At 44.2% G+C, this 10,795-nt stretch carries 7 protein-coding genes; 6 read left to right on the top strand and 1 reads right to left on the bottom strand.

The features are described from left to right. The first annotated feature begins 611 nt into the window (after positions 1-611). The 5 genes from BLQ81_RS21450 (at position 612) to BLQ81_RS21430 (ending at position 5,955) form a co-directional block, all read left to right on the top strand. Positions 612-1,478: a PDDEXK nuclease domain-containing protein gene (locus BLQ81_RS21450; protein ID WP_139183705.1), complete on the top strand. Its 867-nt coding sequence runs from the start codon at positions 612-614 to the stop codon at positions 1,476-1,478. A gap of 8 nt (positions 1,479-1,486) precedes the next feature. Beyond that, on the top strand, positions 1,487-3,658 hold the full coding sequence (locus BLQ81_RS21445) for a glycoside hydrolase family 31 protein (protein ID WP_092735083.1): 2,172 nt from the start codon (positions 1,487-1,489) through the stop codon (positions 3,656-3,658). A gap of 127 nt (positions 3,659-3,785) precedes the next feature. Continuing rightward, a complete protein-coding gene (locus BLQ81_RS21440; protein ID WP_092735080.1) occupies positions 3,786-3,998 on the top strand; it encodes a hypothetical protein in 213 nt (70 codons plus the stop codon). After that, the gene (locus BLQ81_RS21435) at positions 3,995-4,216 is read left to right on the top strand and encodes a PIN domain-containing protein (RefSeq protein ID WP_092735077.1); all 222 of its coding nucleotides are present in this window, start codon (positions 3,995-3,997) and stop codon (positions 4,214-4,216) included. The genes BLQ81_RS21440 and BLQ81_RS21435 overlap by 4 nt, the downstream gene beginning before the upstream one ends. 386 nt (positions 4,217-4,602) lie before the next feature. After that, positions 4,603-5,955: a transposase gene (locus tag BLQ81_RS21430; RefSeq protein WP_092735074.1), complete on the top strand. Its 1,353-nt coding sequence runs from the start codon at positions 4,603-4,605 to the stop codon at positions 5,953-5,955. Between the two features lie 322 nt (positions 5,956-6,277). Here the strand turns inward: BLQ81_RS21430 and BLQ81_RS21420 are convergent, their stop codons facing one another. Next, on the bottom strand, positions 6,278-7,846 hold the full coding sequence (locus BLQ81_RS21420; RefSeq protein WP_092735068.1) for an L-serine ammonia-lyase, iron-sulfur-dependent, subunit alpha: 1,569 nt from the start codon (positions 7,844-7,846) through the stop codon (positions 6,278-6,280). Positions 7,847-8,135: 289 nt separating this feature from the next. On the opposite strand from BLQ81_RS21420, the gene BLQ81_RS21415 reads away from it, so the two are divergent. Continuing rightward, positions 8,136-10,358: a S9 family peptidase gene (locus tag BLQ81_RS21415; RefSeq protein WP_092735065.1), complete on the top strand. Its 2,223-nt coding sequence runs from the start codon at positions 8,136-8,138 to the stop codon at positions 10,356-10,358. Positions 10,359-10,795: the final 437 nt, after the last annotated feature.

The raw sequence follows: 10,795 nt of genomic DNA, 5'->3' as shown, positions 1-10,795 counted from the left end.
CTCCTTTACACCGCATACTGTCCGGCCAGTAGCAGCTTACACCTGCCGGACTTTATTCCTGAGAACACATATACCCCCTCAGTTTCAGTATGGGCTATGGATATATCGATGTTTTACTATGGAGGTTCACTCTCGTTCAACTCCCCGTTACTCACCTGACGGATGACCTCCGCCTTTTCTTTATCGCTCAATACGAGTACCTTTCGGTGAAACGCACCATAAAGTGGTTTGTGAAGTCTGGCTGACAGCCTACACGATGGACCTACCATCATCTTTTCAACAGCATGCGTAGGACTTATTCCTCCGCTTCAAGGCACACACATGTATTTCCGCTTTCTTTCCAGTAACCCTATTAAATGTTGTTTGAAGTTCATTTGAACGTGGTACGCCACGGCGCACAGGTGTGGACTGTCGACCGTTGTCTGTGGACGATTAGCCGCAACTTCTAAAGCATATTTCTTAATTTCTGGCAGGATTGCGGTTATCAGAATATCTAAATACTCCGTTGGTAATTCGAAAGATTTGAAGGAAATTATTTTTCAATTGGAATGTAAATTAGTTCTTCCAGTGAATCACCATTTTAAATCAAGAGGCTTTAGCCAAAATCTAATTTGGAAACATTTAAACTTCCTGGTCAAATGAACTTTGAACGATTAGTAAAGACCATATCCAACACCCACGGGCACTTTCAGCAGCAGGCGGCGAAGGCTGTAAACGTGTCCCTGACTTTACGAAATTGGCTGATTGGGTTTTATATTGTTGAGTTTGAATTACATGGTGAAGACCGATCAGTATACGGCGACAAACTATTTGATGAACTTGCAAAAAGGCTGAAATCCATTAAAGGTGTAGATCGCAGGTCCTTATATCGATTTAAAGATTTTTACCTGCTCTATCCTCAGATCTCAAATTATATTACTGATAATCAATTCGCTTTATTTTCATCCTCTTCATCGACTTATCAAATTATGGGGTCGGCAACCCCACAATCTCAAAATAAGGCACAAGTTCCAGTTGAAAAGCTAATTACCTGTCTTTCGTATACCCATATTGAGCAACTTTTACAGATCAAAGATTTGCTAAAACGTACCTTTTATGAGATCGCTTGCATCAAGGGTACTTGGTCGGTAAAAGAACTCAAACGCCAAATCAACAGCCTCTATTATGAACGCAGCGGATTGAGCGTCAAGCCTGAAATGCTAAGCGAAATCTCACAGCAAAAAGCAGAGAAAACCAATCCTTCAGACATTGTGAAATCGGTTTATGCCTTTGAATTTTTGGGCTTGAAAGTGAAAGATACGGTGGAGGAGAGTGATTTAGAGACTGCCCTGCTCGACCATTTGCAGGATTTTATGATGGAAATGGGACATGGTTTTTGCCTAGAAGCGCGACAAAAGAAAATCCTGATTGGAGAAATGGAACAGCTAGTAAATCTGGAATTTCTTTCTAGTTTGAGACCCAGAACCCCTATTTTATAATCCAACACATGAACACAAAATATAAAAAGCACCTTTTCAAACCCTACTTCCTGCTGCCGATACTCATCCTGATTTGTTCGAATGGATTGGCACAAAACACCCTGATATCAGAGATGGAGGAGTTGAAATGGGAAAAGGTGATGCCCGGTATATGGAAGGCAAGTTTCGGAAAGATGGGGTTGAATCCCATGGATTATGCGAATAAACCTAAAGTAGATGCAATCAAAGCGCTTGGAGATGCTCCATTCCCTTTTGCCCAAGATGCCAGTCGTAGCCTTCTGACTCCAAATCGGGCAAGTGTCCGGTTGCCTCTGAGTGAAACAGAACAAATCTATGGTTTAGGATTGGAGTTTGAAGGGATCAACAGACGCAGCGAGGTTTATTCGCTTAAAGTCGATCACTATGGCGGGATCAAAGGCTATACCCATGCACCGGTTCCCTTTTATATTTCAAGTGAAGGGTATGGAGTTTTGATAAATTCATCCAAACGGGTGAAAGTCCATGTGGGTGTAGGCAACCGAAAGGATAGTGCCCTCCCTGAACGAATTGACCGAACAACAGGGAAAAACTGGCCTGCCCGACCCCTTTCTGATGCGGTCGAGGCGAGTGTTGAAGGGGATGGAATGGAGATTTATGTCTTTGCCGGAAGTACAACCCTCGAGGTGGTGCAGCGCTACAATCTCTTTTTCGGAGGCGGAGTGATCCCTCCCAAGTGGGGCCTTGGCTTCTGGCACAGGATGCATACGGCAAGTAGCGACGCCGATGTCCTGAAAGAAATACAGGATTTTGAAGACAAGGGGTTTCCTTTGGATGTCATAGGACTTGAACCGGGTTGGCAAAGTTTTGCTTATCCCTGTTCTTTCGATTGGGACAGTACACGCTTCCCAAACCCCGAGAACTTTGTTCAGACATTGAATCAAAAAGGGATAAAAGTAAACCTTTGGGAGAATCCCTATGTCGCCCCTGTCTCCACCATGTACAAAGACATCAGTCCATTTACAGGCAGCCATACGGTTTGGCTGGGGGAAGTACCGGATTACACGATTCCCGAAGCGCAACAAGTCTTGCTGAAGCACCACCAAAAGAATCATTTGTCCATCGGAGTGAGCGGTTACAAATTTGATGAGGTGGATGGATACGATGTTTGGCTTTGGCCCGACCATGCCACTTTCCCTTCAGGAAATGATGCGGTTGAAATACGACAACTCTATGGCATGATGATGATGGACATGTTTGACCGTCATTTTAAGGAACAGAATCAGCGAACTTACAATCTGATCAGATCCGCTTACATCGGCGCAAGCAATCATAATTTTGTGTTGTACAGCGATCATTATGATCATGAAGGCTATTTGACCGCACTGGCCAATTCGTCCTTGTCGGGGCTTTTGTGGACTCCCGAAATCCGAAGCGCTGACTCCGCCGAAGAATGGATTCGCAGATTTCAAACGGTTAGTTTCTCTCCGCTCATGATGCTCAATGCCTGGTCATCAGGCAAAAAACCATGGAGCTTCCCTGAAGTCACGGACCTGGTCAGAAATACCATTGAGCTTCGAATGAAACTCCTACCATATCTCTACACTGCCTTTTATGAATACAATCAAAAAGGCATTCCCCCTTTCAGAGCCATGGTTTTGGAGAGCGGATTCGACACTCGGGAGACCTTAGCCGGAGGTGAATTGGATGACGCAAAAAATCCCTACGCAGAGCAAAAAAGGCTGGAAGTGACTGATCAATACATGATGGGGCCATCGATACTTGTAGCACCTGTATTTACCGGGCAAAAGGAGCGTACGGTTGTCCTTCCTGAAGGGAATTGGTTCGATTTCTACACCGGGGAATATGCCGGCAATGGCGAGACGATCTCCATCAAGACTAAACTCGAAGAAATCCCGCTTTTTGTAAAAGATGGAGGAATCATCCCCATGTTATCCACTTTAGACAAAGACAATCCGGATCAACCCCTGGAGGTCAGACTGTACGGTTCAAAGGAAAACGCATATTTACTATACAATGATGATGGAGTGAGCTATGACTATGAGCGCGGGGAATTTTCCTTAATTGAACTCAAAACTACCCGGGACCGAGAAGGCCAATTAGGCGGAATCTCCAAAACCTTGAAAAGCCACAAGTCCAGTTACGGAAGTATTGTTTGGCGATGGATGACGGTGCCGCAATAATTTCTCCCCCCAGCTAAAGCATGAGGGAATTTAATAGTATGCCAAATCAATATTGACTAGCTAAATTCCTGATTTTGACATCTAATGCAGTTGAGTTAACTTTGATCAACACTTTCTAAGAGAACTAATGGATACTGTAGACAAAGAAAATAGAGGATTAAATGATGTTCAGCTGAGCCTCTTGCGCATGTTCAATAGGGAGATGAGTTATGAAGAATCTGTGGAGATAAGGGATCTACTCACCAATCATTATTCTCAAAAATTGAAATCTGAAGTTGACCAAATGGTATCTCAAAAAAAGATTTCTCAAAAAAATTACGATCAACTCAGAGAAAAGTGAGTGAAGTGATTGAGAAACCTAAACCCAAATTGGTGGTGGACACCAATGTGCTCATCACCACGCTAAATAGGAAAAATCCCGAGTTTGCCATTTATACCGCTTTTGAACGAAAATCCTTTGAATCAAATTTTCATCGATCTGAAATTCCCAAAACTCAATATTATCCATCCCAAGAACTTCTGAACATTTATGCAGAAGTGGACATATTGACAGTTTAATCAAGGGTTCCGGAATTGCAATTCCGAGGTCATATTATAGAATTTTCAATAGGAATGTGGCTTTAGCCCATTCCAAAAAGAGGCGCTAAACTACCCCAAAATGATTGAAATTTTAGCATGCCCTAGCAATTCCAAAACCCTGGTCTGTGTCTTCACAGGCCGGAAATTCTAACTTTTGGGCTAAAGCCCGCCAATAAAAATAATGCCTTGTAGGAATGGGCTAAAGCGCCATTCCTATTCAATTAGGGCTTCTTGCTAAATCTATAAGTCTTTGAATTACAGATAATTAATTAACAAAAAGATAACATAAAAACCCCGAAATCGGCTGTTTTGAGCTTTTTTCGGGGTTTTGGTTTTTGTATTTTGAGGTTGCAAACCAAAATACGATGAAAAATACAGGCCAGCTTCCTCTTTTCAAAGACTTTGACGGATATTCTCCAAAATATCACTTTTTCAAGAATTCATTGTTTGGTCAGATCCATGACTGTATCCCCTGGGATGAGCTGGTAGCCTGCCTTCCTGAGGAGCGATCCGGCAGGGGAGCTCCCAGCTGGTTTGGTGGCAAAGGCATGTTTGCCCTGATGTTTCTCAAGTCCTACCTCAACGTCAGTGACAGGCAATTACTGGAGCGCTTCAACACCGACTGGTCACTTCAGTACTTTTGCGGGAAGGTTTTGGCGGAAAACCAGCAAATCAAGGACATGACCATCCTGACCAGAGTAAGGTCCTATTTGGAACGACATTGCGAGTGGGAAAAACTTCAGGAAGTGCTCATTAACCACTGGAAACGGGATGTAAATAACTCCCATGTCCTTCTGATGGATGCCACCTGTTACGAATCCTACATCAGGTATCCCACCGATGTGAAGTTGCTGTGGGAATGCTGTGAGTGGGTGTTTGAAAAACAGCTATTCAGACTCTGCGGGAGTTTGGGGGTTAAAAGGCCAAGATCCAAATACAGGGAGCAGAAAATCAGCCAGTCTGCCTACATCAAGAAGAGGAAAAAGACCTTCAAAGAGACCCTTAAAAGGAGAAACGCGCTGGTCTATCTTCTTGGAAAAGGGATCGGACAACTGCAGGATATGCTCAACAGGCATCAAGGAGGCGATTTAGAGCTCAAGGATTTTGCAAGACTTGCCGTGATCAAAAAGGTACACCAACAGCAGGAGTTCCTGCTCACCCATCCTCCTTCAGCACTCAAGGACAGGATTGTTTCCCTGCACAAGCCCTATCTGAGGCCCATCGTGCGAGGCAAAGAGAATAAACCCGTGGAATTCGGTGCCAAAGCCCATATCCTTCAGGTGGACGGACTCTCCTTTATAGACAAACTTGACTTCAACGCATTCAATGAGTGTACCCGGTTAAAGTTGTCAGTGGCCAAGCACAAACGGTTTTTCGGCCCGGCCAAACAACTGGGAGCTGACCGGATCTATGCCACCAACGACAACCGAAGATTCTGTACTGCCAACAAAATATTCACCTGCTTCCCCAAGAAGGGTCCCAAAGAGCTGAGCAAATCCGAAAAAGTGCTCAGTTCGGAAATATCCAAACAGAGAGCCACGGTGATGGAAGGGGTATTTGGCACAAACAAGAACTTCTACGGCCTGGGAAAAATCAAAGTAAAGGGAGAAAAAAGAGAGAAGCTGATGATATTTTTTGGAATCATGACTGCCAATTCGGTAAAAATCGCCAAAAGAAGGGCTGAGAAGCAACTCCCCACTGATCAAAAAGCAGCCTAAACCTGCCTTCAAAACAGGTTCATGGGATCAGTGTGCCCATACCTCAATTCCAACACACATTCCAGCCCAAAAGCAAAGCAAGTTGTACTTTGCCGGACAAAAATTGCACTGAAGTACCAGCTAAAGAGTGCCAAAAAAACACCCAAAATCTCCATTCTTACCTCATCTAACCTTTTCTGAAGGAATTTTCCAAGAAGCCCCAATTATCCAGTTCCACAAGTCCGCGGGATATGGAGTCCAAGGCACCATGGTAGGATTTTCAATCAGATAAAAATAAGCCCCGGTCTGTGTCTTCACAGACCGGAATTCTTTAAAATTAGAATCAACAACTCTTATAAAAATGCTTCTGCGTAAGCCGAGCTTCGATTTCTTTCGCAGTCTTGGTAATTGATAATCCTCCCAGGGTGGTGCATCGCAAGGTGTTGGGGATACTTTTTCCTACCTCGTACATGGTCTCAATAACTTCATCCAAAGGGATCAAGTGATCATAATCTGCCAGGGCCATATTGGCACAGGAAAGTGCATTGGAGGCGGCCATCACATTTCTGTTGAGGCAAGGTGCCTCTACCCGATTCCCTATGGGGTCACAGATCATTCCCAAAGAACTCTGCAAAGCCATCGAAGCAGCAGAAATGCTTTGATTCAAATTGCCTCCTGCCAAGTGAACAATGGCAGCAGCAGCCATGGTAGCACCGGAACCGCATTCTGCCTGACAACCTCCCACTTCAGCTGCAAAGGTGGAGTGAGCCGCAATGAAGACTCCGATCAAACCGGCAATCATTAAGGCTTTGACCGCCTCTTCATCTGACAATTCCAAGGAATCTACTACGCCCAACACTGCTCCGGGCATCGCTCCGCAAGAACCCGCAGTCGGTGCTGCCACGATCACACCCATGGAACTCTTGACCTCCATGATAGCCGAAACGTACATGATGATCCGGTTCAAGACATCCCCAGTGATCAGTTTCCGATCCTCCATCATGGATTTGAATTTCACAGATTGTGGGCCTAATATTCGGTCTTCGAATTTCGTTCCTTTCAAACCAGTCTCGACTGCATTTTTGAGAATGATTCTGATTTCCTCCATTTTGGCAAGTACTTCCACGGAGGTGATATTACCCCGGATGCTTTCATACCGCACAGCCAATTCCCACAAGCTCAAATTCTTGTCCTGATTGTAAGCAAGCATCTCCTCACAGGTAATGAATGGGACGGTCTGATTTTTACCTGTAAGCACAGGTAACACCGGCCTGATTTGCTTGATTTGGGACACTCCGTCTAGTGATTTAAGTTCCTCAATCAGCGTTTCATCTAAAAAATCCTGGGATTTGATGGCCAAAAAACTGCCTTCCGCTGTATGAATTTCCACCTCATCCGACAAGCCGGATTGTTGGAAGTAACTTTCCGGTTTTTGAAGATCTGCTGCATAAATCAGGGTAAGGAAACAATCTCCGGCCAGTGACACCTTTTCTCCATCAATTTCAATGACTTCTATCATCCCTCCACCAGTAGAAATGGCAATGACCTGATGCGTTTCCCAGGGATTTTTTAAGGTAATTTGATACGTATTCGGATGTTCTGCCTGAATGTCTTTGATCTCGATTTTTACCTGAATACCCGCCGCACCGAGGTGCATCTCGGAATTGACCAAGCGCTCGTCATAAGCCTCCCATCCCAAAAATCCTCCGAACAATCCCATGTCTGAACCCTGCTCCTTGTGCGTGGTGGCCAAAGAACCGTTGGGATCAAACTCGATCAAAATTTCCGAGATGCTACCCCCCATCAGATCATGGCAAATCCTGCCGATTCTAAGAGATGCAGCACAATGGGAACTCGAAGGACCTCGCATCACCGGGCCGATTACATCGTTGAAAATGCTTGGATAGCTCATTGGATTATTCTTAAAGACACAGAAATAAATTTAAAAGGAATTACTTCACTTTACTAAATATGGCCAATTAAGTCTATTATCCTCAAAACCAAGGCTTTCTTTTTTTAAATCTTCCCGATATAATGAGCATTGTCGGGCTTATCTGATTTTATTTTTCCAATTTGAAATCTGTCTAGGCTTGTTAGGATTACACCGATTATTGGTATTATTAAAACAAGAACTCCCGTAGCGTTGAATTCCTGATGGAACAAAAGAAAATCGGATCTTGATCAATTAAACTAAAAAAATAATGAGGTATATAGTTTTTGCTTTTTTAATGATTTTAGGAGCGGATGTTTTTTCTCAATCCAAACTGACACTTCCCGACATTTATAAAAATGGGGTCTACAGACAGAATCGCTTTGGTCCAATCCGATGGATGAAAGACGGGCAGGGCTATTCAAGCATAGAAAAAAGCGCCCAACTCGAAGGGGACGATATAGTCCGATACGATGCACTTTCCGGAAAACGATCCATCCTGATTTCGGCTGAGGAATTAGTGCCTGTGGGACAAGGCACACCCTTATCCGTCGCAGATTACCATTGGTCTGAAGACAACAGCAAGCTGCTTGTTTTCACCAATACCAGAAAGGTTTGGCGCTATCATACCCGGGGAGATTATTGGGTCTTGGATTTGAAAACCCGAAAACTGAGTCAGTTGGGAAAAGGCATCCCCGCTACTACGTTGATGTTTGCCAAGTTTTCTCCTGATGCGAGCCGAGTGGCCTATGTAAGTCAGAACAACATCTTTGTAGAATCTCTCGAATCAGGCAAAATCAACCAAATCACCTTGGAAGGAGATAAGGACATCATCAATGGCACCTTTGATTGGGTTTACGAAGAGGAATTAGAATGTAGGGATGGGTTCAGATGGAGTCCTGACGGAAAAAACATCGCCTATTGGCAGTCTGACACCAAAGGTGTGGGCACTTTTTATCTGATCAACAACTTGGATTCTATTTACTCCAAGCCCATTCCTTTGCCTTATCCCAAAGTCGGCCATACACTCTCCGCCGTGAAAATCGGGGTAGTCTCCAGTGAAGGAGGACAGACCAAATGGTTTGATTTCCCAGGCGATCCCAGAAATAATTACCTGGCGCGGATGGAATTTATCCCCAATTCCCAAGAGGTGATGGTGCAGCAGCTAAACAGACGACAAAACACCAACACCGTATGGACTGCAAATATCCAAACCATGGCATTGTCAAAAATCTTGGTTGATCAAGATGAGGCTTTCCTGGATCTCCATGACAATATCCTCTGGCTGGAGGGGGAGAAATTTTTCACTTGGACCAGTGAAAAGGACGGCTGGATGCATCTTTATAAAGTTTCCAGAGATGGCAAAACCTCTCAATTAATTACCGAAGGGGATTTTGACGTGGAGCGCATCAGCCACATCGACCCTGCCAGCGGTTTTGTGTATTACATCGCCTCACCCGACAACTTCACCCAGCGCTACCTCTATCGCAGTTCGCTCACCAAAAAAGGAAAAGCTGAGCGGATTACGCCGATGAACCTCTCAGGACAAAATGCTTATCAGATTTCAACGGATTCAAAATTTGCAATCCACACCTTCCAAAATACCACGACTCCTCTAGTCTATTCCCTAATTACCTTACCCAAGCACGAATCCGTTCGGGTTTTGGAAGACAATCGAGCCTTAAAAGCCAAGCATTCGGCTTTGGGACTGAATCCAAAGGAATTTATCAAGGTGGATATCGGGGAAGTGGTTTTGGATGCCTGGATGATCAAGCCCAAGGGCTTTGATCCTGCGAAAAAATACCCGCTCTTGGCTTACGTTTACGGCGAACCTGCAGCTTCCACTGTTCAGGATAATTGGGCGGATGGAGACTTGTGGCATCATTACATGGCGCGGCTGGGCTATGTGGTCATCAGCATCGATAACCGTGGCACCAAAACTCCGAGAGGAAGAGAATGGCGCAAATCCATCTATGGTCAGATCGGGATTTTGGCCTCTTTTGATCAAAAGGCTGCAGTAGAAAAAATCCTCAAAACCTATGATTTCATAGATCCCACTCGTGTAGGTTCTTGGGGATGGAGTGGTGGTGGACAAATGACACTCAACTTGATGTTTCGATATCCAGAAATCTACAAAGCCGGATTGGCCTTGGCTTTTGTCTCGGATCAACGACTCTACGATGCCACCTATCAGGAGCGATACATGGGGCTTTTGGAAGATAATCAGAAAGGCTATATCGATGGCTCACCGATCACCTATGCAGAAAACTTACAAGGAGAGCTTATGATCATCCACGGCACGGCCGACGACAATGTTCACTACCAAAGTTTTGAAATGCTGGTGGACAAACTGATCAAACACAACAAACAATTTTCCATGATGTCTTACCCCATGCGTGCCCATGGTATCAACGAACGGGAAAATACCTCGCTCCACCTGCGCGAGACCATGACAAACTTTTGGTTGAGGAGTCTGCCTGCAGGAGGAAGATAAAGAATAAATAAAGAGAATGTTTGATGCTAGTCTTTGGCAAATCCCTTGTTATCAACGGGGCTGAGAGCAGGGATTTCTCTTTTTACCTTTCAGTACAAAAATTCAAACCCTCTGGGCATTGGCGTTAACTTAGCGATATATAATTTTCAGATCTTGTTGATAATGAGATCTTTTTCTTGTTTCATAGCAACAATATTTGGCTAGTGCCTCTATCGCCAGGCAAGGTTCATTTGGTTTGCTTTGTAATTCATTCAGAATTAGAATCAATTTTTGTGGATTCCTTGTTAAATATTGAGTGACTTTCATCAGACTCAGATCTTTATTTGCCTTTGTTTTGACTAAAATTCGGCAAGGGGTATAAATAAACTGTGTACAGATGATTATCATGATAAATCGTGACCAAATTATGACCCAAAGTTGAATTTTGGACACATTGT

The sequence above is a fragment of the Algoriphagus alkaliphilus genome, assembly GCF_900103735.1.
Taxonomy (GTDB): domain Bacteria; phylum Bacteroidota; class Bacteroidia; order Cytophagales; family Cyclobacteriaceae; genus Algoriphagus; species Algoriphagus alkaliphilus.
Note: the sequence above shows the minus strand (reverse complement) of the source record. Positions and strands in the feature narration are given on the sequence as shown.

Coding starts and splice junctions, on each gene's coding strand:
- BLQ81_RS21420 (WP_092735068.1), bottom strand. CDS start 7,846: ATGAGCTATCCAAGCATTTTCAACGATGTAATCGGCCCGGTGATGCGA.
- BLQ81_RS21440 (WP_092735080.1), top strand. CDS start 3,786: ATGGATACTGTAGACAAAGAAAATAGAGGATTAAATGATGTTCAGCTG.
- BLQ81_RS21445 (WP_092735083.1), top strand. CDS start 1,487: ATGAACACAAAATATAAAAAGCACCTTTTCAAACCCTACTTCCTGCTG.
- BLQ81_RS21430 (WP_092735074.1), top strand. CDS start 4,603: ATGAAAAATACAGGCCAGCTTCCTCTTTTCAAAGACTTTGACGGATAT.
- BLQ81_RS21415 (WP_092735065.1), top strand. CDS start 8,136: ATGAGGTATATAGTTTTTGCTTTTTTAATGATTTTAGGAGCGGATGTT.